A 19,919-nucleotide genomic window follows, 5' to 3' on the forward strand; every position below is an offset into this window, starting at 1 on the left:
TGGAAAATAGAAATCAAAGTAAGTTTTTTCTTCCAAACGTGGATTATAACGGATAAACGAATATAAAGTTAATATATTTGATAAATCTTAAAATTTCTTGAAATTATCCTTTTTTATGGGAGTTAGTAGTTCCTCCAGTCCGTTTACACGTATTTCATACATGGTATTGAGCAGCATGCCAAGTTTGCCCTGAGGAAATCCCTTACTGTGAAACCATACCAGGTAATGCTCCGGAAGGTTGCATATTTTACTTCCTTTATACTTGCCAAATGGCATTTCATAGGTGGTGAGTTCTATGAGTATATTCCGATCCATATTCATTAGCATTTTTGCTATTTAACTTAAGTTTAAGACTTCTCAACGAAATAAGACCAATTGATTCTGTTAAGAGGTGGATATTTGATTAATTCCAAACCCAGAGTCCTATGCACATACTTCAATTGATTGCGGTTTTCATATTGGCTCCAATAGCCGCCTTGCTACTTGCATTTACTGTTTGCTGGAAGCTGTTAAATCTTATCCTGGAGCTATTGATGTTCCGGTTATTACTTGGATTGAAACACCTGATCTGCACATAATTCGGTATTCTTAGCTACTTTGGTGCTCCAAAACTACCACTGAAGCATCATGATAAGAGTACTCCTTTATTTTTTTCTCTTCACCCCATCATTTTACGCTACCTCACAGTATTTTCCGGAAAAAAGTACCTGGGAACGCAGATCGGCGGAAGCATTCGGTTTGAATCCTCTACAGCTGCAATCGGCTGTAGATTTTGCGATCAGCAATGAATATTCAGGTTCCCGGGATTTAAAAGTAGCCATCCTGGAAGGTTTCAGTCATGAGCCCTATCACGATATCCTGGGCCCGGTTAAAGAACGAGGAGGGGCAGCAGGAGTTGTTATCAAAGACGGATACATTGTAGCTGAATGGGGTGACCTGTCACGGGTGGATATGACCTTTAGCGTTACCAAAAGCTATCTGTCTACCGTCGCAGGCTTGGCGCTGGATCACCAGCTCATTGAGCATGTGGAGGATAAGGTAGCTGACTATGTTTGGGATGGCACCTTTGACGGGGCACACAACCGTTCCATCGGTTGGGACCATTTGCTGAATCAATCCTCAGATTGGTCGGGGAGTCTCTTTGGGCTTCACGACTGGGCCGATCGTCCTCCTTCGGAAGGAGATATCGACGATTGGAAATTTCGACAATTAAATAAACCGGGAACCGTTTTTGAGTACAATGACGTACGTGTGAATGTTTTGGCTTACTCTTTGCTACAGGTGTGGAGAAAACCATTACCACAAGTGCTGAAGACCTATATCATGGACCCGATCGGAGCATCTACCACCTGGAGGTGGCAAGGTTATGATGATGCCTGGACGATAGTAGATGGCATTAAAATGCAATCTGTTACGGGTGGGGGACATTCCGGAGGCGGAATGTTTGTAAATACATATGACCAGGCGCGCTTTGGACTTCTGTTTTTGAATAATGGAAAATGGAAAGGAAAACGGCTGATCGCTGAAGAATGGGTTGATTCCGTTCAGGAACCGTCACAGGCTAATGAAAGCTATGGTTATATGTGGTGGCTGAATCGGGGACCCCGGAAATGGGAGCAGGTAGAGGATGAGCATATCTTCTATGCAGCTGGTTTTGGCGGTAATTTTATTGTCATTGACCAATCCAGGGAGCTGCTTATTGTGACCCGGTGGCTGGAACCATCCAAAATAGGCACTATGGTAAAACTAGTACTTGAATCTTTCGATGAATGAGAAACTTACAAAAAATACTTTTTCTGAATCTGATTATCTGTTTTGGAGTCAAAAAATTGCCTGCCCAGGACAAACAGCAGTTTCCACTGGATGAAACCTTGCGGTTTAGGATTAACTACGGCTGGTTTTCTCTTGGGGAAGCCATTGTTTCAATTGATGATTCACTGCATTATGATAATGGGAATTCGTACTATAAAACGAAAGTTACTGCGCGTACCATAGGACTTTTTAGCTGGCTGGCAGGTATAGAAGATACCTTTACAGGTTTTATCAGTACTGATACTTACAGGCCAGCATATACCGAAAAACAAATGCGTCAGCGAAAGGAAAACTTTGATCAGTGGAATGCATTTGACTGGGAAAATATGAAGGTGTATGCCCGCTCCGTGGACTACCTTAAGGATGGTAAGAGGGAGAAATGGGAAGTAGACCTTACCGAAAATACCTATGATATTTTAGGTACCTATTTATTCCTGAGGAGTCGGGACTGGAGAGGCTACAGTGTGGGTGATTCCATTTTGACCAAAACCTTTTTTGAAAAGAAACTTTATGATTTTGGGATGGAGTATGCAGGAGAGGATGTAATCAGGTTTGAAGGAAAGAAAGTCAATACATCAAAGTTTTATATTCTTTTTCCTGTCAGCAGGACCTTCCCAAGAGAAAAAGCAGTCACCGTATGGGTAACAAGGAGGAATCAAATGACCATTCCATTACAGATAGAAGCTTACATGAAAATAGGGAAGGTTGTTTGTGAGCTAAAATCGTATTCAGTTGCGGGAAAAGACCACACTGGCCTATTTAGGGACTAGCTAGTTCCCCCTCCATGATCAACTCAAAAAAACCGGATAGTATGACCTGATCTCCGTTCAGCTGGCAGTGGAATGATCCGCCTCTCTTGCTGAGCTGATCCCCAGTGAGTTCGTTTTTACTCAGCCGTTCTGCCCAAAAAGGTGTTAGAGTAGCGTGGGAAGATCCTGTGGCGGGGTCTTCCAGCTGACCAACATGGGGTACAAAAGTGCGACTTACAAAGTCTGTTTTACTACCCGGAGCAGTGACGATATAACCAAACGAACCATCCTGTCTCAGGATATTGAAATTCGGAGTTAAACTTCGAACCATCTCTTCATTGTCTACCAGCACTATATTTTTGTTTTCAGTCTTAAAGTGCGTAGCTATTGGTATACCCAATCCATTTCTTAATGCTTCTGATATGGACAACTCTTCAGTTACCATGAAAGCAGGGAGGTCCAGCCGCAATCGATTATCATCCAGTTGCTGCCCCGTCAAATAGCCTGTTTTATAATGAATTATATAAGGACCTTTGGAGTGAAAGTGTAGAGCTAAAAAAGCAATAGCAGCCGCTGCTCCATGACCGCAAATGTCAATCTCTTCATCAGGAGCAAACCACCGAACACCGAAGGAACCGCTTTCTTGCAGCGGGTGAAGGAAGGTTGTGGCCGGCTGAGCCATATCAGCAGCTATCCGTTGCATTGCTTCTTCAGAAAGAGGTTTTTGAAGTAATATCACCGTGCTGGTGTTGCCTTGAAAATTTAGGGCGGGGTTAGAAAAAACCTTGTAAAGCCTTACTTTAGACATTTCTAGAAGTTCATTTTGTTTCGCTGATTGTATTCTTTGATCTTTTTATTCAGCGCTTTGAAATCCAACTTTCCATTGTATTCTTTTAAGTGGTCTATTATGGCCAGCGCTTTGTTCAGACGGCTATCTGTATTTTTTACTTTACTTACTATATAGATCAGGTTTCTCTGTTTTCCGGGAGTCAGGTCATGAAAGTATTTATTTCCGGATTCATCCTGATCAAGTAAGACCATCAGCTCTTCGGGCATGGGCATTCCATATTCAGAAGTGTCCTTTTCCAGGTGCAGGTTTACCTTGTCTCCAATCTCGATTCCCAGTTTTTTCTTTACGGTTTGATTGACTAAAATGTACCAGTATTCCTCAAAAGGCATTAGTCCGGTAGATAACTGCTCGGAATCATTTACGGTACAAATTATCCTTCGATTATCTCCATTTATAAAATTCTCAGCGATTGGTTTAGGGACCGGAAAGTGAAGTCCGTAGACACTGGAGTTCCTGTCTGTGAATTTTTCAAGCGTGGATGTAAAGTTCATGATCAATACCCTTTCTTCAAATCTACGAAAAGTTCGTTTCTGACTCCAGCTTTAAGTGCCTTAGCCACCTCATCAAAGCTTTTTTTAAGATCTTCAAAGGTAGTAAGCCCCGACTGGTGGAAAGTGATTACCACAGAAGGATGTGCCCAAAGGGGAGAGGAAGCAGGCAGAGGTTCTTCCTGAAAGACATCCAGAACGGCTTTTCGTATATGACCTTTTTCTATTGCGCTGATCAGGTCATTTTCTACAAGGGATCTACCTCTGCCTACATTGATAAACAGGGCGTTTTCCAGCATTTTAAAGAAAGTAATGTTGAAAAAATCCCTGGTTTTGCTGGTGAGCGGAAGGGCGTTGATGACAATATCATATGAGTCGAAATCCGGAGGAGAGGTCAATGGGTATATGGTTTTAAATGGGGGCTTAAGTCCTCCTGACTGACTGATTCCATCTACTGTCTTAGCCAAACCGCTCAATGCGTTTGCAATGCCCTGGCCGACAAAACCGGTACCGAAGATCAAGACCTTTTTATCATAAAGCACATTGAGGTTTTTCCTCTTCCATATCTTATTCTGTTGATTTTCATAGGTATGAAAGAGGTATTTCAGGTCTGCCAGAATGTAGGCGAGGCAAAACTCTCCGATTCGCTTATCCATATACCCCAGGGTACGGGTCAGAATGGTTTCGGAGCGCAGTGTTGGCTGACGAAGGTAGGCATCCACACCAGCCCCAAAAGCATGGACCCATTCGAAGTGGCTCAGGTCCAGGTCATCAAACTGGTAAAATCCTGCAAGGGCATTTTTGCCTGCCAGGTCTTCCTGTTCAGGAGTTTCTACAAATTCACTATGAGCCAAATCGCTATGGGATGCATTTATGTATTCATTTAGCTCTTTCCCAAGAGGACCGCAAGTGATGAGTTGGTATGGCATAATGATGAAATTATTTATGGAGTTACAATAAGAAGAATTGTCCGGGCGTTCAATAATTATTAAACCACTATAAATTGTTATGCTTATGAACAGACAGGTGAAAAGAAAGGAAGAAGAAGCAAAACATGAAAGTTTGCTGACTTTTTTACTCAAGTTGGTGCACCGAAAATTCGGTATTCAAAAGCCCCATTAGTTAAAAAGCCTTAACTGCAGATGAGAATATTGTCTGCAGTTTTTTTATCAAAACGGTCATCCTCAGCAGTTTGTTCGGAAAGAATCTGTTTTAAAACTGATCCAGATCTTCACACGTCAGACAGGCATTTGCATAGCGATCATATTCTTCATAAGCCGGCCCGGGTTTCCCTAAGATTGTAATGATTTTATCCAGCCGGATCATTTTCCCATCTACTTCAATAAATTCTCCATTATCATTTCGGTTTATGCCAGGCACATCCCCTACAGCATCATCGAGCTGGCCTCTGTAATTAAAGAAATGAACTTTGCCATGTTTTTTACCAGCCTGCATTTCTTTTAGTGAAGTTATGAAATCATGATCTACCTGTAGATAACCTTCTTTATAGCCCATCATAGATTAAGTTTTAATGCCATTAAGATAAGGTCACTCCAGTCATGGAGTCTTTGATCAAATTGAGCATTTTCGTTTTATAATACATAGATTCCATCCGGATGGAATCGCTGGAATGACTAATTCCGTGAAATTTCAACCTTATCCTAATGGCATTCGATTAAGTTTTAATAAAAATAAACAGCCTCTTTAGCCCCTTTTAAAATATACTTGTATATTCATATTAGTTTTTTCGTGAGCATTTGGCATACTCAAACACTAACGTCAAAAGAGTTATAATGATAACTGAATTTCAAAGTAAAAAGCTCGGTTACTTGTTTAAATTTCTTGATTTCAACAAGAATACCTACTTGCAGCTGGATGATTTCTCAGATATAGCAGTGAGGATCTGTGAAAAACGAGGATTCGAGACCAATTCCAGGCAATGCCAGGCAGTAATGGAAAAATGTGTGAAGTTTTATCATAAGCTTCTGAGAGATATGGCTAAGAAAAGCCAGCAGCAGATTACTGGTGAGGAGTGGTTTGATTTTCTCACTAAAGAAATAATCAACAGTGATGATGATCTGGTCCTTGATGAGTATGTAGAGCTTATTATGGGGTATGTATTCGGTCTCACTGATGAAAATAATGACGGATTTATTTCACGGGATGAGTATACGGATTTATTTTCCACGTTTGGGGTGGGGGCTAAATATTCAGAGGTTGGGTTTAAAAATATGGATGCCAACCTGGATGGGAAGCTATCTCGGTATGAAATCAAACATGCCATCGAAACATTCCTTACCTCAGATGATGCTGAGGATCGGGCTAATTGGGTGTTTGGAAACTGGGAATCCAATCCATGGGAAACTATGGACTAATAAAGTGTCCTCCTGGTTTCAAAAAATACAGACTCCAACTCCCCAAAAAGGTAGTTGCCCGAGTCTTCTGGCTCGGTACTTTTGAAAAATTCCATTGCGGCATTGATAAATTCCTGTTCGCTGATAAAGCCGTCACTATTGGCATCAATGGCTTTAAAGCATTTATCTGCAAAACGCACCTCCACACGAAATGAAACGAAAATGCTCATAAACTCTAACCGTGAGATCTGAACGTCGCTGTTCTTATCAAATACTTCCTGTATCCGTCTTATAACGGTGTTGATATTTCGGTCGATCGTTTCTTCAGCAGGGCGGTAAAAGTGAGTTTTCATAAACTCCAGCCATTGCTCCTGATCAATAAACTGGAGGTTTTCATCCCCGAAGTATGCTTTAATGAACCCCCAAATCAGATCAGCCTGCTCCCTCAGCCGGGTATCTCTTTCGGTGTTTTCTATGATGCCGGTAAATATGGAGATGTTGTCAGCTATTCCTTCAAAATCTGATTTCTGAAGTAATCCATTGTGATCAAAATCAATGATTTTGAATAGGTGGGTAAGCTTTTTGGTTTGAAAGTCATTAATCATGGCGGTGATTGATGGAATTTAACCCTGTAATCTAGGAAAAAGTATCTTACTCATGATCAGAATATTTCCAAAATCTTTTCAGTGTCTAAGGTATTTTTTAGGTCTGGCAACCTTTTGGAGTCTTTTCAAGGTATAGCCTTGAAAAACCAATTAATTATTTATGAAAGACTTAAAGCAAATATTTAAAGTTACCGCTTTGCTGTTACTATCAGTTCCATTGTTGTTAGTAGTTTCATGTAACGATGATGGAGAAGATGAACCACAGCCTACAGGAACCAGTACGGAGTTTACGCTGAGTAGTGTTTCGGGTTCGGGAGTCACTGGGACGGCCACTTTTGAACTCCTGGATAATGATGCGACTCGAATAACGCTTTCTTTAAATGGTACTTCAGCGGGTGGAGATCATCCCTCTCACATCCATATGAATTCTGCCGCTGAAGGTGGTGGCATAGCTTTGGATCTGACCAATGTAGATGGTGCATCAGGTGAGAGCGTAACCGATGTTACAGCTCTGAATGATGGCACAGCTGTTACATATGATGACCTGATCTCATTTGATGGCTATATCAACGTGCACAACAGTGCTGATGACCTTGGCACTTTAGTTGCACAAGGTGATATCGGAGTTAATGTACTTACCGGTGAGTCTGAATCTTATGACTTGAGTGAGTTGAACGACTCTGGTCTGTCAGGTACAGCTACTTTTTCTGAGCGAGTGAGTGGCGAAACTTTGGTAGTAATCGCCCTGACAGGAGATGCTAATGATAGCAATCACCCCACTCACATCCATATGAATTCCGCTGCAGAGGGCGGAGGTATAGCAATCAGTCTTACGAATGTGGTGGCTGGTTCCAGCAAGACAAATGTTGCTGCTCTTGATAATGGTACAGCTATAACTTATGATGAACTGATACTTTTTGACGGGTATGTCAATATACATAACAGCCCGGAAGATCCAGGAACTTTTGTAGCTCAGGGCGATATCGGGCAGAATGCATTAACCGGTGAAAGTGAAACGTACACACTGAATGAAGTGCATGTAGCTGGCATTACAGGTACTGCTACTTTTTCTGAACGGGTCAGTGGGGCAACATTGGTGGAAATTAGCCTTTCCGGAGCTCCGGCTGAAAGCAACTATCCGTCACATATCCATAATAACTCTGCGGCAGAGGGTGGAGGTATTGCTATTGATCTTGAAAATGTAGCCGGAGGAAGCAGTAAAACGCACATTGATACCCTTAACAATGGTAGCGCTATTACCTACACTGAACTAATAGCCTTCGATGGGTACATCAATGTACACAAGTCTGATTTTAGTGGTCTGGTTGCTCAGGGAGATATAGGAGCCAATGCTGGTGACGGTGGAGGAAATGGCGGTAATGAAGCCATTAATTACGATGTTACTGCAGCCGATATGGAAAATTTTACTTTCAATGGGAATGATCTGACGAATGCTACGGATCCGGATATTTCCCTGCAGAGAGGACAAACGTATACGTTTACCGTAAATGCTCCCAGTCATCCATTCTGGATCAAGTCAGTACAGGGTAATGGAACAGATAATGCTTACAATGACGGTGTGACGGGTAATGGAGCTAATGACGGTACGATCACTTTTGAGGTGCCAAATGATGCTCCTGACCAGTTATTTTACAATTGTGAGTTTCATGCATCTATGACGGGAACGTTCAATATCACGGACTGATAATAAACTAAATGTATAGGGTATGAAGAAGGTGAAAGGCCGTTCCTGCTGGGGACGGCTTTTTTCGTATCGGAATGAACGATGGCCCTGACTCCAATATGAGTTTCTGTTCTGGAGCAATCCTGGTCATTAGCATTTGTAATTGTAAGGGAGGAGGATCCCGGATTCTGCCTGCCGGCCATGCAAGAAATCCGGGATCCTGTTTTTGAAATGTTATATCCTTTCAGGGAGTGTATGCTCTCTGCCTTCGTTTTCCTTTTTCAGGTATTCCATTAACGGGTCAAAATAGTTAAGCATGGCTTTAGCGCTGATACCTTCCCCCAGCGTTTCTTCAAGCAAGGCTCGCCAGTCTCTGGTGGCACCTACTGAGAGGATCTCATGCAAAAAATCACCAACTTCCTTATTGCCATAATAGTTTGTAGCCCGTGGATCCTGGTTCAAAATATTGGTTGCGATATGGTCATGAAGCTGAAACAGTAGTGCAAAAGACAAGGCATAGTCATAATACTGCGCTGCGTCATTATTGATGTGTGTTTTAGAGGCAGCATCACAAAACGCTTCGCCTCGTTCTGATGGCGGAACAATACCCTGATACTGAGCCTTCAGGCTCCACCATTTGGCATTGTACTGATCTTTCGATAGCCCGTCTTTGTACAGACTTTGCTCAAAATTGGTCATCACCCCGGCAGAGAACGGAATAAAAACCACATAGTTCAAAGCTTCTTTCAGTAAGGTTTTCGTTTCATCGGTTTCCACACCTTCAGGAATAAGTCCCACGCCTTCCAGAAATGGCTTTTGCATAGCTGCAAGTCCCATCATACTTCCTACAGCTTCGTGGAAAGCCCGGTTAGCTCCACCTCTAAGTAAAGGAGGAACTTCAGGGTTGGTGTACTCCATGTAATAATAGATATGACCCAGCTCGTGGTGAGTGGTTTCATACCAGCGGGCATTGGGTACTACGCTCATCAGGCTACGGATATCATCCTGAAGATCCAGGTGCCAGGCAGAGGCATGATTGTTTTTCTTATAGTCCACAGAATCGGGCAGGGGATACAGGCTGCTCTTTTCATAAAAGCTTGTAGGAAGGGCATCAAATCCCAGACTAATGTAAAAACGTTCGGATTGCTCTACCAGCCATTCGGGACCTTTTTCTTCCAGCGCGCCACTCAGATCGATCCCTTCCACCTCGATCATTTCTGACCAGTCCTGACCCCACCGGTTGGGCAGCCAGTGAGCAGGCAGCATGGCCGGTACTTCTTCACCATAGCGCTCAGCCAGGGTGTATCGGGCATAGGTATGAAGCTCGCGGTACAGGGGCCAGATATCTTTTACTAACTGATCACATACCTGAGACATCTCGTCAGTCGTCATTCCATAGTCAGAAACCTGATAGGTGAAGTAATCATTATATCCCAAAGCTTTTACCGTCTTGTTTCGCAGAGCCTGAAGCTCAGAGAGACCATTTTTTAATGTTTTTCCTACTTCTTTACTGGCTTCCCATGCTTTGAGACGTTCCTCTACGTCAGTAAGCTCCACCAGTCGCTGGTCGATCTCGTTGGTGCTTACAGACTCACCATCAATTTTGAAATCAAAACCAAAAAGCTTTTCATTTTGAGCTGCTTCCGCTTTAATACGCGCACTTACCACATCCGGGATGGTGGCAGGATTATTTGCTGCAGCGTACAGCATTGCCTCCAGCTGGCGAACCTGCAGGTCTGTGAGCTCATCTTTCTGAGCAAGGAAACCTTTGATCTTTGTAATGTTCTCTTCGCTTCCTGTAAACCTGGCCAAAGCTTCGTCTGCTACCTGCACCTTGTAGGCATTCATCGTGTCACCTTCCACAATTTTTGTATTGGCATCCCATGATGCCAATGATGAGTTGTAATAGAGCTCCAGAAACGTGTCGGTATAGTCCGTCAGAAAGATTTCAGTGTTTTCTTTGGGAGGCTTGCTGCAGCTGATCAGCATCAATACAGCAATCATTGAGGTTAGCTTTTTCATAAGTGGGTTATGGTTTGAGTTCTTTTCGAAATTACAGGATTTGCCTGGCTTTTCGCAACCCTGTTATGGATTTTCGAAAACCGGTAAACTCATAACGGAGCTACAAAAATTTCCAGCTCCTTTGCTATCTCAATGACCCTGTCGTTCTGTACATCACCCACGATCCTCAGGATGTGATCACAGTCCTGAAGGTCAAAGTCTATTTCGAAATCCGGACAAATAGCAAGCAGCCTTGCCTTTAGCAGGGCTGCTTTCCTTTCAGAAGTGATATTGGTTCTGAAAACTTCTATTGCGATGGTTTCTCGTTTCATTGATTGTAAGCTTCTTCCAGTTGCTTGATATTGACCTTTTTCATCTTCATGAGCGCCTGAAACATCCTGCCTGTTCTTTCCGGGTCTCCACCGGTCATTTTTTCAGAGAAGTATTCAGGGACGATCTGCCAGGACACGCCAAACTTATCCTTCAGCCAGCCACACATGCTTTCCTGACCCCCGTCTGCAGTTAACTTACCCCAGAGGTGATCTACTTCAGCCTGATCTTTACAGTGTACGAAAAATGAGATCGCCTCGTTGAATGTAAAGTTATGTTTCAGTCCACTATCCATTACGGCGAATAGCTGGCCTTCCAACTCGAAATCTGCAAACGCAATGTGATCTTCATGGTTTGGAGGGTTTCCAGGGCCATACTTTGCTATCTGCTTTATTTTTCCGTTTTGGAAAACCGACGTATAAAGCTCCATGGCTTCTTTTGCTTTGCCTACCTGATCTTCTACAAAGAGGAGAGAAGGCATAATCTTTTGTGGAGCAGAGCCGTCAGATAATATAATCTGCCAGGAGACCCCGTATTTGTCAGATACCCAACCGTACTTTTCACTAAATGGATACTTGTCCAGGGGCATCAGGGCTGTACCTCCATCGATGAGTCCGGCCCAAAACCTTTCTACTTCGTCTGCGGAATCGCAGTTGACAAAGAAGGAGATGGAAGGATTAAGTTGAAATTGAGGCCCGGCATCAAATGCACTGAAGGTGAAGTCCTCCAGCCTGAAAGTACACATCTGAACGGTATCCGATGGAAACTGACTTTCTTCCGGCCATTTTTTTAACGTAATTATCTCTGCATTGTCAAACAATGAAACATAAAAATTTACAGCTTGCTCCGCCTGATTGTCAAACCAGAGGAATGGAGTGATTTTTTGAGAAGTATTCATGAGTTTTAGAAATTAATGGTTAATGGTTTTAGTTGAATGATACAGTAAAAGCCATTGCTTTCCATAACGATCAGTAAGCCCTCCAAACAGGGATCCCCAATGGGTTTTGGATACCGGATAAGACCGATGGCCTTTGTGTGAGAGCTTTCGGTAGAACTCTTCCAGCTCCTGGCTTGTACTGCATTCGATCAAAATTGAAATAGAGTTGCCTGAAGAGACCTCTCCATCGCTCATATCCGTACCCATCAGGACTGTTTGATCCTTTTTCAAAGCAGCCTGTAAAACAAATCTCTTCATGCTGTCGGGTAGCTTTTCACCTTGTGGTGATTCCTCTACCGTCTGGATCTCCAGTTCTCCACCGAGGCAGCTCTGGTAGAAGTGCATAGCTTCCCGACAGTTTCCATTGAAGGTCAGATAAGCAACAATTTTATTCATTTCTGTTTTAGTTCTTGCTTAAACCAGGGTTAGTCATGGCATGACTCATTTGCCTGGTGCTAATAAACACTGGAAATCAAGCAGTCATGCCATGACTTGACTTGATTATTCATTTCTATTTTTGTTCTTCCGCGTATTTTTTAAAGTTATCAAGGATGGCCTGCCAGCCCTGTTGCTGTAGTTCTAATGAATTTTGATTTTCGGGCTCAAAGGTTTCCACCACCTCTACACCATTCTCTTTTTCCTCAAAGGAGATAGTGACTTTGCGTCCGTCGTCCAAAGTGTAAGCAATCCATTTCAGGGGAATGATCTCCGTATAATGGCCGCCAAAGTCAAAACCCATGCTTCCGTCTTTGGCTTCCATTCGGCTTACAAACCTTCCACCGACTGTCAGGTCATTGGTGGCTTTGGGGGTATGCCATTCATTGCTGGGGCTGTTCCATTTTGTAATGTGATCAGGAGTGGTCCAGATCGTCCACACGAGCTCGATATCGGAGTTGATCGTATTTTTTACTGTGATCTCTTTCATTTGAATTGTATTTGGTTCCATGATTGTAATGTTTAAATGTACACTACAAAGGTGCGGTACAGCTATTTTAATTTACGGGTGCAAAAGCGGCGATCAAAAGGGTTGATTACGACAATGATTTCCGGTATTTTAGTGAAATGAAATGAGCATGATGCCGGGACATTAAAATCGAACTGATCTATTAGGATATCAAACCACTTGCTCTTGAACTTTAGAACAAAATGAAAATATCAATCCTCGTTCCTGAATCTGCCGTGGCAGAGTCCGTATCTAATCCCCGCTATCTGTTTATGGCGGCTAACCAATTTTTAATGTCTGCGGGTAAGGAACCTGTTTTTGATGTGCAGCTGGTAGGCGAAAAAACAGAGGTGAGCGTGCATGACGGGTTTTCCACGGTGAAGACCAATGTGACTACAGGCCAGGTGGAGCAGACGGACCTGATCATCATCCCGGCCCTTTTCGGCGATATGAAAACGGCCGTGGCGAAAAATGAGGCTTTACTGCCCTGGATCGTCAGTCAATATGAAAAAGGGGCGGAGGTGGCTTCCTTATGTGTGGGTGCTTTTATGCTTGCCAGTACAGGTCTGCTCACGGGCAAGAAGTGTTCTACTCACTGGGTGATCTATAATGAATTCAGAGAGACATTCCCTGATGTGGAGGTGATGGACGGAAGCATCATCACGGAGGAAGATCGGATCTACTCCAGTGGAGGAGCAAACTCGTATTGGAACCTGTTGCTGTACCTGCTGGAGAAGTATACGGACCGGGATATCGCAATTCTGGCGTCTAAGTATTTTGCGGTGGATATTGACCGGGATAGCCAGGCTACTTTTATGATGTTTCAGGGCCAGAAAGACCACAATGATGATGAAGTGAAAAAAGCCCAGATTTTCATTGAGGAGCATTACCATGATAAGCTGGCAGTAGGCGACCTGGCTGATATGGTAGCGGTAAGCAGGAGGAGTTTTGAGCGCAGGTTTAAGCAAGCCACCAATAATACGGTAGTGGAATACATACAGCGTGTGAAAATAGAGGCTGCCAAGAGGAGTTTTGAGTCTACTCGTAAAAATATAACGGAAGTGATGTTTGATGTGGGCTATACGGACACAAAAGCATTTAGAACCGTATTTAAGCGGATCACCGGACTCACCCCGGTGGAATACAGAAATAAGTATCAGAAAGCAGTGGCATAGCAGCTTGGTAAAAAGGGGCTTCATAAATTCTTACCTCAGAAGTGAACAGAGACTCAGAAATGAGAAGACAGGGAGAATTTTGAGCCGCTGTTGTCTCCAACAGCCTTTAAAGGTCTGACAAATGAAGTATTATGGTAAACCAAAAGGAATGATCTCAGTTCAATCAATGAAGTCAAACTTTTTTTATCCATTGAGTCGCTGTTGGTGTTGTCACCCACAGCCTTTAAATTTTAATCTATGAGTTTAAAAGATACAAGAGCATACATAACAGGAGGAAGTAAAGGGATCGGTTATGGAATAGCAAAAGCCATTTTAGAAGTCGGCGGGAAAGTGGCCATTACATCCCGATCACTCGATAGTGCAAAGAAAGCTGCAGATGAGCTTTCAAAAAGTGGGGGTGAAGTGCTGGCGCTTCAGTCTGAGGTGAAAAACCTGGAAGAAGAACGAACTGCGATCGGTCAGGTGATCAAAGAGTGGGGTGGCCTGGATGTGGTTATTGCCAATGCAGGTGTTGGGAAATTTGGCTCCATTGAGGAGCTGACCCCGGAAGAATGGCACCAGACCATTGATACAAACCTTACGGGCGTATTCAATACGATTAAGTCCAGTGTGGATGAGCTTAAAAAATCCAAAGGCTACTTTATCACTATTTCCAGCCTTGCCGGCACCAACTTTTTTGCCGGAGGATCTGCTTATAATGCCAGTAAGTTTGGCCTGACGGGATTTACCCAGGCAGTTATGCTGGACCTGAGAAAGTATGGTATAAGGGTAAGTACCATCATGCCAGGATCGGTAGCTACTTACTTCAATGATCATACACCTTCTCCGGAAGACGGCTGGAAGATCCAGATTGAGGATATCGGTGAGATGGTAGTAAACCTGCTAAAACTGAATCCAAGAACTCTACCAAGCAAGATAGAGGTAAGGCCAAGTGTGCCGCCTTCTGCGAGGTAAGATCAGGTATATTATTTAAGAGGAAGGTGCATCCTGATGTACGTATTGTAGCCGGGCGTAAGCCAGGCCCAGGTTGATCTCCCCATAGCTAAAGGACTCGTCCAGGGCGCTTTTTATCGCGCCTGGTTGGGTGTGTCCTTCTCTGTATTTGGTTATGATTTTTTCCAGCCGGTTCTCTGGCAGGAGTTCGGCTATATCCAGCGATCCTTTTTCCACATATTTTGCCAGGTGCCCGGCAATGGTATCGGTAACCAATCCACGTTCTTTGGCTATTTCAGCCATGTTCTTTCCTTGCCGGTACATGTCGTAGGAAATTTGTGCTGTGGGTGTTTTGTCTTTTTTTCTACTCTTTTGAGGGGATACAGTTTGATTGGCCTTTAGATCACTTTTTTTCAATACTTTATTTTCTTTGGCTTTTTGTATCAGCAGGTTGAGTTTTGTTATTTGTCGGAGCTGATGATCAAAGAGCTTTCCCAGTTCCTCCAGCTCTTTGCCATAGGTTTTTGCTTTCTTTTCTTTTTTGACTTTACGCTTGTGCTCACCGAACCGTTCGATTATTGCGGTCAGCTCTTTTTCAAAGTAGGCATGGGCTTTTTCCATTCTTTCTGATAATATAGGCAGGTAAGCTTTCTGTTCCAGGATTTGCTCTACCTGACGGATAAATTTCTGTCCCGTTTTTTGCAGGGAGAGTAGATCACGCAGCAGCGTTTGCGTCCAGGGGAGGTGTTGCTGTTTGATGGAACGAGCTTCTTGTTTGTCAAAGGATTTTTCGTGAAAACGAAGTTCTCTCACCGGCTGCTCAAATCCGAATGCCTCGCGGGCAAACTTTCGTAAGAAATCTTTGCGGTGTGACTGAAGTTCGCTTTTCAGTACTTCATAAGGTTTAAAGCCTTCGGAAAATGTCGTGAGGGAGGTGTCCGTATCTGGCGGGTCAGCGGGCAGGGGAGAAGAAAGTACCAGCCCATCAAGAGAAGTAAGTCGGGACAAAGCGACATATAGCTGGCCGGGGGCAAAGGTGCCGGAAAGGTCCAGAATGGCTTTTTCAAAGGTGAGACCCTGGCTTTTATGAATGGTGACCGCCCAGGCTAGCTTCAACGGATACTGCTCGAAGCTGCCCAACTGTTTTTCTTCTATTTCACTGGTGGTTTTATTCAGCGCATATCGCTTATTTTCCCAGGTATATTTGCCTACTTCTATTTCCGACTTATCCTCAAAACACACCCTGATCTCGTCCGGGGTGAGAGAAGAGACCACCCCGATCTTTCCGTTAAAAAACTGTCCCTGACCGCTCGGGTCGTTTTTAATGAACATTACCTGCGCACCTTTCTTTAGTGTGAGCGATTCACCGGTTGGATACATGTTTTCGGGGAAATTTCCTTCGATGTGAGGGTGATATGTAAACGGAATAGCATCCAGGCTTTTCAGGCGCGACTGATTAATTTGATCGGCCTTTTTATTGTGAGTGGTCAGGTAAATATAGCCGGAAGAATGCTCCGGCTGGAAATCAGGCTGGTAGTGTTTATTGAGGTGTTCCAGGTCTTCCCGGGTCTGGCGATTGAAGCGAAACCTGTTGAGTAGGTCAATAAAATTTTGGTCGCTTTGTCGGTAAACTTTTTGCAGCTCCACCAACACGGGCGGGTCGTCCTGCAGGGCGCGAGCCTCAAAAAAATAAGCGCTTGAGTAATACTTGTGCAGCAGCTCCATTTCTTCTCTTTTCACCACCGGGGGCAGCTGCATCAGGTCTCCGATAAAGAGGATCTGCAGTCCGCCGAAAGGTTCGTGGCGGCGTTTTCGAAGGAAGCGAAGTATCTGGTCAATACAATCGAGCAGATCAGCCCGGAGCATGCTCACCTCGTCGATGATGAGAAGTTCCAGCTCCTGTATCAGCTTTCTTTTCGATGCATTGAATTTTCGTTCTCGAAAAAGGGTTTGAGGGGTATTGACCGGTGAAAAGCCCTCCTGCAACGGGATATTTTCAGGAATGAAGATACCAAAAGGCAGCTGCAGCAACGAATGTAAGGTAACACCTCCGGCGTTTATGGCTGCAATACCTGTAGGTGCAGCAATCACGGCATTTTTGTAGGTGTTTTGTATGATGTGTTTTAAAAAGGTGGTTTTGCCCGTGCCTGCCTTGCCGGTAAGGAAAATGTGCTTATCAGTGGTGTTGACGTATTTGGCTGCCAGCTCAGCTAAATCCTGTAGTTGACTCATTGGTTAAAATTACTTGCTCATTAACTAATATCTAATAAAACGGTGAAAATGTAAAACTCATTTTCAGATTGTTTGTGATGCTTTGATCACAAAATACCATACCAAATGAGTAAGCAGGATGCTGGAATTCTTAATTAAGGTGATTGATGCTTAAAGATCTTGGCATCCGCATAAAAAGTACCGAATGGAAGGAGTGAGGCAATAAGAGCAATTACAGACGTTTTAGCTTTCCAACTATAAAGCAAAATGCACTGAATGCACAAGATGGTATAAATAATAAAAAGCCATCCATGGGTCATTCCTACATACAGGTTAGGCTCGGTGATATCATAGCCATATTTCAGTGGCATGGTGATGCCAAAAAGTAAAAAGCTGATGCCTTCTGCTATAGCAAAGATCCTGAGCCGTCCGATCGGTGTTTTGAAATTCATAATCCTCTTTGATTGGAGACAAAAATGGTGTAGGGACAGGTATAATCCAATTTTGGATCAGGCTTCCTGCATTTTGCTGTGAATTAACTGAAAGTCCGTTTCACTCATCTCAAAAAAAGCCTCTCATTTCATTCTAAGTGAAATCCCGAGGGGGTGACATATTTCACCCTTTCAGGGTTTAAAAGGAAAGAGACTAAAATGTTATAAATGTTTCATTCCTTCGGGATTCTTGTTGTGATTTTAAGGTTTTAAGCTCTTTTTAGAATTTGCAGCCAGTGCGAGTTTTCTGTTCATCATTTGGTTTAGTTTGTTGCTCCTGAATGTAGGAGATTTTTTGCGCATTACCAATACCAATGCATTATGTGCTAATAAATTTATTCTCGAAATTAAGGAAAGCTACTGGTGTAAATTCTGCTTTGGTTTCAATAATGATTGGGGATTTGGTCTGCAAGTTGATGAATATCAGGTCGGTTAGTCCCAGGTGTCATTGCAGGTTATGGTTTTCGGATCTACTTTACTATGATTAATGTCAGAAAGCTATGAGTTACTCAACATTAAAGGATAAAGTGGAACAGTTTTTTAATTCCGGGGCTATTGTCGTCATTGGGGTCAGTAATGACCCAAACCAACCTGCAAACCATAACTTCCGAACCTTGAAAAGCAAAGGGTTTATGGTCTTTCCGGTTAACCCATATCATGAAAAAGTAGAAGGGAAAAAAAGTTTTAAACATGTAAATGATATTCCAAAAAGTGTGAATGCGGCTATCGTGTTTACGCATCCGGAAGTCACACCTTATGCTGTAAAAGAATGTGTAGAAGCCGGAATTATGAATATTTGGGTACATAAGGGAATAGGGCACGGAAGTCGGTCTGATGAGGCAAGCAAATACATGAAGGATAAACCAGAGATCAATTTCATTGATGGAGCCTGCCCAATGATGTTTGTGGATAATGCTGATTTTTTCCACCGGGGCTTTAAAACCGTGCTACGGTGGACTGGCGGATTACCGGCTTAATTTATTAAACCAGGTCATAATCTTTTCTTTATCTAAAAATGAAACCTTTTGGTTTTATAATGATTATTGTGTTATATTTGAAACCAAAAGGTTTCATATTATGCAGCGAGATGTTTACACGGCCATTGCCGATCCTACCAGGAGAGAGATCATTCATATACTTTCAGGCAAAGCGCTGAACATCAATGATATCACTGAGAAATTTGAGATCAGTCGCCCGGCTGTAAGGAAGCATGTGCGTATACTTAGTGAGTGTGGCTTAGTAGCTATCCGCAAGGAGGGGAGGGAGCGCTATTGCGAAGTTCGGTTGGACGCTCTGGCGGAGGTAGCACTCTGGGTGAATCAGTACCGAATGTTCTGGAATGATAGCCTCGACAAGCTGGAATCTTTACTTAGAAATGAAAATAAAGACTAACCGAAAAGTATAAACCCTATGAAAAAATACGGAGAACTTATCAATTCTGATACCCTACAATTTGAACGTTTACTTCCAGGCCCGATAGAGCGGGTTTGGGAATACCTTATAGATGATGAAAAGCGTGGCAAGTGGTTTGCCTCGGGACCAATGGATATGCACAAAGGTGGAACAATGCTGCTGATCTTTGACCACTCTACCTTGTCACCTGAACCAGATCCGGTACCGGAGAAGTACAAAGAACATGAAAATGGTTCCAAATCATCAGCAACTGTTTTAACTTTTGAACCACCACACCTGTTGATGATTGATTGGGACGGGATAGTCACCTTTCGTCTGGAGGAGGTGGGGGATGAAGTAAAGCTCACCCTGACCCACGAGAAGCTTAAAGAGGACCGGGATTTCAGGCTCGGTGTTTTTGGTGGCTGGCACACGCATCTGGATATATTGGTGGATCAAATGAATGGACGCATCCCTAAAGGTTTTTGGAAAGTACACAGCAGGCTGGAGGAAGAGTATGATAAGATGATCTGATAGATGTTTGGTCCTGCCGGGGAGACCTGGTGATTGTGGCTTATAGATGTTGCAATCTCTCCATGGGAATCAGGATCGTAAATCGTACTCTGTGAGCCAGGTTTTTTACATCGATTTTACTCAGGTGCTGCTCCACCAGGGAATACGCGATGGTAAGACCCAGACCGGGAGGTTTTGAGGTAATACTTTTGATAATGGCCAGCAGGAGCAAGAAAGGAGTGCACAAGCACAATGTTTACCAAGATAGGGAAGATGATAGCGGTGGCCAGAAGTACGAACCGACCTATTATAAATGCCAGCCCTCGGACCAGCTCAATAGCTTTTACCAATGGCAATAAATACCCGGAGGCATCCATTCCTTCATTGAAAGTCTTCAACGGGCCGGTAAGCTCCGGGGAGCAGGTCTTGCTTTGCTGATAGCATCAATAAC

Annotated in this window: 24 protein-coding genes; 10 read left to right on the forward strand and 14 right to left on the reverse strand. The window is 43.4% G+C overall.

Annotated features, from left to right (window positions below):
* Positions 1-87: 87 nt before the first annotated feature.
* Positions 88-315 (reverse strand): DUF3820 family protein, encoded by a 228-nt coding sequence (locus tag AC3E9V_RS10470; RefSeq protein ID WP_488753139.1) that lies wholly within the window; start codon positions 313-315, stop codon positions 88-90.
* 312 nt (positions 316-627) lie between these two features.
* Between AC3E9V_RS10470 and AC3E9V_RS10475 the strand changes: the two genes are divergently transcribed.
* Together AC3E9V_RS10475 and AC3E9V_RS10480 are read left to right on the forward strand one after the other, a co-directional pair.
* A complete protein-coding gene (locus tag AC3E9V_RS10475; RefSeq protein ID WP_488753140.1) occupies positions 628-1,773 on the forward strand; it encodes a serine hydrolase domain-containing protein in 1,146 nt (381 codons plus the stop codon).
* Positions 1,770-2,582, forward strand: coding sequence for a DUF3108 domain-containing protein (locus AC3E9V_RS10480; protein WP_488753141.1), 813 nt, complete (start codon positions 1,770-1,772; stop codon positions 2,580-2,582). The genes AC3E9V_RS10475 and AC3E9V_RS10480 overlap by 4 nt, the downstream gene beginning before the upstream one ends.
* On the opposite strand, the gene AC3E9V_RS10485 is transcribed toward AC3E9V_RS10480, so the two are convergent.
* The 4 genes from AC3E9V_RS10485 to AC3E9V_RS10500 form a co-directional block, all read right to left on the reverse strand.
* On the reverse strand, positions 2,572-3,369 hold the full coding sequence (locus AC3E9V_RS10485) for a PhzF family phenazine biosynthesis protein (RefSeq protein ID WP_488753142.1): 798 nt from the start codon (positions 3,367-3,369) through the stop codon (positions 2,572-2,574). The two genes, AC3E9V_RS10480 and AC3E9V_RS10485, sit on opposite strands and share 11 nt — an antisense overlap.
* Before the next feature lie 2 nt (positions 3,370-3,371).
* Positions 3,372-3,902 carry a YdeI/OmpD-associated family protein gene (locus AC3E9V_RS10490; RefSeq protein WP_488753143.1) on the reverse strand — a complete coding sequence of 177 codons (531 nt, stop codon included), beginning with the start codon at positions 3,900-3,902 and terminating at the stop codon, positions 3,372-3,374.
* Positions 3,903-3,904: 2 nt separating this feature from the next.
* Entirely contained in the window at positions 3,905-4,828 is a 924-nt protein-coding gene (locus AC3E9V_RS10495; protein ID WP_488753144.1) for an NAD(P)-dependent oxidoreductase, read from the reverse strand.
* A 283-nt stretch (positions 4,829-5,111) separates the two neighbouring features.
* Positions 5,112-5,417, reverse strand: coding sequence for a hypothetical protein (locus tag AC3E9V_RS10500; RefSeq protein WP_488753145.1), 306 nt, complete (start codon positions 5,415-5,417; stop codon positions 5,112-5,114).
* 275 nt (positions 5,418-5,692) lie between these two features.
* Between AC3E9V_RS10500 and AC3E9V_RS10505 the strand changes: the two genes are divergently transcribed.
* The gene (locus tag AC3E9V_RS10505; RefSeq protein ID WP_488753146.1) at positions 5,693-6,274 is read left to right on the forward strand and encodes an EF-hand domain-containing protein; all 582 of its coding nucleotides are present in this window, start codon (positions 5,693-5,695) and stop codon (positions 6,272-6,274) included.
* Here AC3E9V_RS10505 and AC3E9V_RS10510 read toward each other — a convergent pair.
* Positions 6,271-6,858: an EF-hand domain-containing protein gene (locus AC3E9V_RS10510; protein WP_488753147.1), complete on the reverse strand. Its 588-nt coding sequence runs from the start codon at positions 6,856-6,858 to the stop codon at positions 6,271-6,273. The genes AC3E9V_RS10505 and AC3E9V_RS10510 overlap by 4 nt on opposite strands.
* 160 nt (positions 6,859-7,018) lie before the next feature.
* Here AC3E9V_RS10510 and AC3E9V_RS10515 point away from each other — a divergent pair, with 160 nt between their 5' ends.
* Positions 7,019-8,563, forward strand: a complete 1,545-nt coding sequence (locus AC3E9V_RS10515) for a CHRD domain-containing protein (protein ID WP_488753148.1) — start codon at positions 7,019-7,021, stop codon at positions 8,561-8,563.
* 213 nt (positions 8,564-8,776) lie between these two features.
* Here the strand turns inward: AC3E9V_RS10515 and AC3E9V_RS10520 are convergent, their stop codons facing one another.
* The 5 genes from AC3E9V_RS10520 to AC3E9V_RS10540 all read right to left on the reverse strand — a co-directional run bounded on the left by AC3E9V_RS10520 (position 8,777) and on the right by AC3E9V_RS10540 (position 12,756).
* A complete protein-coding gene (locus AC3E9V_RS10520; RefSeq protein WP_488753149.1) occupies positions 8,777-10,564 on the reverse strand; it encodes a M2 family metallopeptidase in 1,788 nt (595 codons plus the stop codon).
* Positions 10,565-10,653: 89 nt separating this feature from the next.
* On the reverse strand, positions 10,654-10,875 hold the full coding sequence (locus AC3E9V_RS10525) for a hypothetical protein (RefSeq protein ID WP_488753150.1): 222 nt from the start codon (positions 10,873-10,875) through the stop codon (positions 10,654-10,656).
* Entirely contained in the window at positions 10,872-11,771 is a 900-nt protein-coding gene (locus tag AC3E9V_RS10530; protein WP_488753151.1) for a VOC family protein, read from the reverse strand. The genes AC3E9V_RS10525 and AC3E9V_RS10530 overlap by 4 nt, the downstream gene beginning before the upstream one ends.
* A gap of 12 nt (positions 11,772-11,783) precedes the next feature.
* On the reverse strand, positions 11,784-12,206 hold the full coding sequence (locus AC3E9V_RS10535) for a VOC family protein (RefSeq protein WP_488753152.1): 423 nt from the start codon (positions 12,204-12,206) through the stop codon (positions 11,784-11,786).
* Between the two features lie 115 nt (positions 12,207-12,321).
* Entirely contained in the window at positions 12,322-12,756 is a 435-nt protein-coding gene (locus tag AC3E9V_RS10540; RefSeq protein WP_488753153.1) for an SRPBCC family protein, read from the reverse strand.
* A 200-nt stretch (positions 12,757-12,956) separates the two neighbouring features.
* Here AC3E9V_RS10540 and AC3E9V_RS10545 point away from each other — a divergent pair, with 200 nt between their 5' ends.
* Both AC3E9V_RS10545 and AC3E9V_RS10550 read left to right on the forward strand, forming a co-directional pair.
* Positions 12,957-13,928: a GlxA family transcriptional regulator gene (locus AC3E9V_RS10545; RefSeq protein WP_488753154.1), complete on the forward strand. Its 972-nt coding sequence runs from the start codon at positions 12,957-12,959 to the stop codon at positions 13,926-13,928.
* Between the two features lie 237 nt (positions 13,929-14,165).
* Positions 14,166-14,882, forward strand: a complete 717-nt coding sequence (locus tag AC3E9V_RS10550; RefSeq protein WP_488753155.1) for an SDR family oxidoreductase — start codon at positions 14,166-14,168, stop codon at positions 14,880-14,882.
* 15 nt (positions 14,883-14,897) lie between these two features.
* On the opposite strand, the gene AC3E9V_RS10555 is transcribed toward AC3E9V_RS10550, so the two are convergent.
* Complete coding sequence (locus AC3E9V_RS10555) at positions 14,898-17,093, reverse strand: helix-turn-helix domain-containing protein (RefSeq protein WP_488753156.1); 2,196 nt, start codon at positions 17,091-17,093, stop codon at positions 14,898-14,900.
* 134 nt (positions 17,094-17,227) lie between these two features.
* Positions 17,228-17,524, reverse strand: coding sequence for a DUF3817 domain-containing protein (locus AC3E9V_RS10560; RefSeq protein ID WP_488753157.1), 297 nt, complete (start codon positions 17,522-17,524; stop codon positions 17,228-17,230).
* A 539-nt stretch (positions 17,525-18,063) separates the two neighbouring features.
* Between AC3E9V_RS10560 and AC3E9V_RS10565 the strand changes: the two genes are divergently transcribed.
* The 3 genes from AC3E9V_RS10565 to AC3E9V_RS10575 all read left to right on the forward strand — a co-directional run bounded on the left by AC3E9V_RS10565 (position 18,064) and on the right by AC3E9V_RS10575 (position 19,489).
* Positions 18,064-18,540, forward strand: coding sequence for a CoA-binding protein (locus AC3E9V_RS10565; RefSeq protein ID WP_488753158.1), 477 nt, complete (start codon positions 18,064-18,066; stop codon positions 18,538-18,540).
* A gap of 100 nt (positions 18,541-18,640) precedes the next feature.
* Positions 18,641-18,955 carry an ArsR/SmtB family transcription factor gene (locus AC3E9V_RS10570; RefSeq protein WP_488753159.1) on the forward strand — a complete coding sequence of 105 codons (315 nt, stop codon included), beginning with the start codon at positions 18,641-18,643 and terminating at the stop codon, positions 18,953-18,955.
* Between the two features lie 18 nt (positions 18,956-18,973).
* Positions 18,974-19,489 (forward strand): SRPBCC family protein, encoded by a 516-nt coding sequence (locus AC3E9V_RS10575; protein WP_488753160.1) that lies wholly within the window; start codon positions 18,974-18,976, stop codon positions 19,487-19,489.
* 40 nt (positions 19,490-19,529) lie between these two features.
* On the opposite strand, the gene AC3E9V_RS10580 is transcribed toward AC3E9V_RS10575, so the two are convergent.
* On the reverse strand, positions 19,530-19,715 hold the full coding sequence (locus AC3E9V_RS10580; protein WP_488753161.1) for a hypothetical protein: 186 nt from the start codon (positions 19,713-19,715) through the stop codon (positions 19,530-19,532).
* Between the two features lie 5 nt (positions 19,716-19,720).
* Between AC3E9V_RS10580 and AC3E9V_RS10585 the strand changes: the two genes are divergently transcribed.
* Positions 19,721-19,906 carry a hypothetical protein gene (locus AC3E9V_RS10585; protein WP_488753162.1) on the forward strand — a complete coding sequence of 62 codons (186 nt, stop codon included), beginning with the start codon at positions 19,721-19,723 and terminating at the stop codon, positions 19,904-19,906.
* Positions 19,907-19,919 lie beyond the last annotated feature (13 nt).

It is taken from the genome of Marinoscillum sp. HNIBRBA16962 (assembly GCF_057801515.1).

Excerpts from the sequence above, each read along its gene's own strand:
- AC3E9V_RS10470 (WP_488753139.1), bottom strand. The coding sequence starts at position 315 with ATGGATCGGAATATACTCATAGAACTCACCACCTATGAAATGCCATTT.
- AC3E9V_RS10475 (WP_488753140.1), top strand. The coding sequence starts at position 628 with ATGATAAGAGTACTCCTTTATTTTTTTCTCTTCACCCCATCATTTTAC.
- AC3E9V_RS10480 (WP_488753141.1), top strand. The coding sequence starts at position 1,770 with ATGAGAAACTTACAAAAAATACTTTTTCTGAATCTGATTATCTGTTTT.
- AC3E9V_RS10485 (WP_488753142.1), bottom strand. The coding sequence starts at position 3,369 with ATGTCTAAAGTAAGGCTTTACAAGGTTTTTTCTAACCCCGCCCTAAAT.
- AC3E9V_RS10490 (WP_488753143.1), bottom strand. The coding sequence starts at position 3,902 with ATGAACTTTACATCCACGCTTGAAAAATTCACAGACAGGAACTCCAGT.
- AC3E9V_RS10495 (WP_488753144.1), bottom strand. The coding sequence starts at position 4,828 with ATGCCATACCAACTCATCACTTGCGGTCCTCTTGGGAAAGAGCTAAAT.
- AC3E9V_RS10500 (WP_488753145.1), bottom strand. The coding sequence starts at position 5,417 with ATGATGGGCTATAAAGAAGGTTATCTACAGGTAGATCATGATTTCATA.
- AC3E9V_RS10505 (WP_488753146.1), top strand. The coding sequence starts at position 5,693 with ATGATAACTGAATTTCAAAGTAAAAAGCTCGGTTACTTGTTTAAATTT.
- AC3E9V_RS10510 (WP_488753147.1), bottom strand. The coding sequence starts at position 6,858 with ATGATTAATGACTTTCAAACCAAAAAGCTTACCCACCTATTCAAAATC.
- AC3E9V_RS10515 (WP_488753148.1), top strand. The coding sequence starts at position 7,019 with ATGAAAGACTTAAAGCAAATATTTAAAGTTACCGCTTTGCTGTTACTA.
- AC3E9V_RS10520 (WP_488753149.1), bottom strand. The coding sequence starts at position 10,564 with ATGAAAAAGCTAACCTCAATGATTGCTGTATTGATGCTGATCAGCTGC.
- AC3E9V_RS10525 (WP_488753150.1), bottom strand. The coding sequence starts at position 10,875 with ATGAAACGAGAAACCATCGCAATAGAAGTTTTCAGAACCAATATCACT.
- AC3E9V_RS10530 (WP_488753151.1), bottom strand. The coding sequence starts at position 11,771 with ATGAATACTTCTCAAAAAATCACTCCATTCCTCTGGTTTGACAATCAG.
- AC3E9V_RS10535 (WP_488753152.1), bottom strand. The coding sequence starts at position 12,206 with ATGAATAAAATTGTTGCTTATCTGACCTTCAATGGAAACTGTCGGGAA.
- AC3E9V_RS10540 (WP_488753153.1), bottom strand. The coding sequence starts at position 12,756 with ATGGAACCAAATACAATTCAAATGAAAGAGATCACAGTAAAAAATACG.
- AC3E9V_RS10545 (WP_488753154.1), top strand. The coding sequence starts at position 12,957 with ATGAAAATATCAATCCTCGTTCCTGAATCTGCCGTGGCAGAGTCCGTA.
- AC3E9V_RS10550 (WP_488753155.1), top strand. The coding sequence starts at position 14,166 with ATGAGTTTAAAAGATACAAGAGCATACATAACAGGAGGAAGTAAAGGG.
- AC3E9V_RS10555 (WP_488753156.1), bottom strand. The coding sequence starts at position 17,093 with ATGAGTCAACTACAGGATTTAGCTGAGCTGGCAGCCAAATACGTCAAC.
- AC3E9V_RS10560 (WP_488753157.1), bottom strand. The coding sequence starts at position 17,524 with ATGAATTTCAAAACACCGATCGGACGGCTCAGGATCTTTGCTATAGCA.
- AC3E9V_RS10565 (WP_488753158.1), top strand. The coding sequence starts at position 18,064 with ATGAGTTACTCAACATTAAAGGATAAAGTGGAACAGTTTTTTAATTCC.
- AC3E9V_RS10570 (WP_488753159.1), top strand. The coding sequence starts at position 18,641 with ATGCAGCGAGATGTTTACACGGCCATTGCCGATCCTACCAGGAGAGAG.
- AC3E9V_RS10575 (WP_488753160.1), top strand. The coding sequence starts at position 18,974 with ATGAAAAAATACGGAGAACTTATCAATTCTGATACCCTACAATTTGAA.
- AC3E9V_RS10585 (WP_488753162.1), top strand. The coding sequence starts at position 19,721 with ATGTTTACCAAGATAGGGAAGATGATAGCGGTGGCCAGAAGTACGAAC.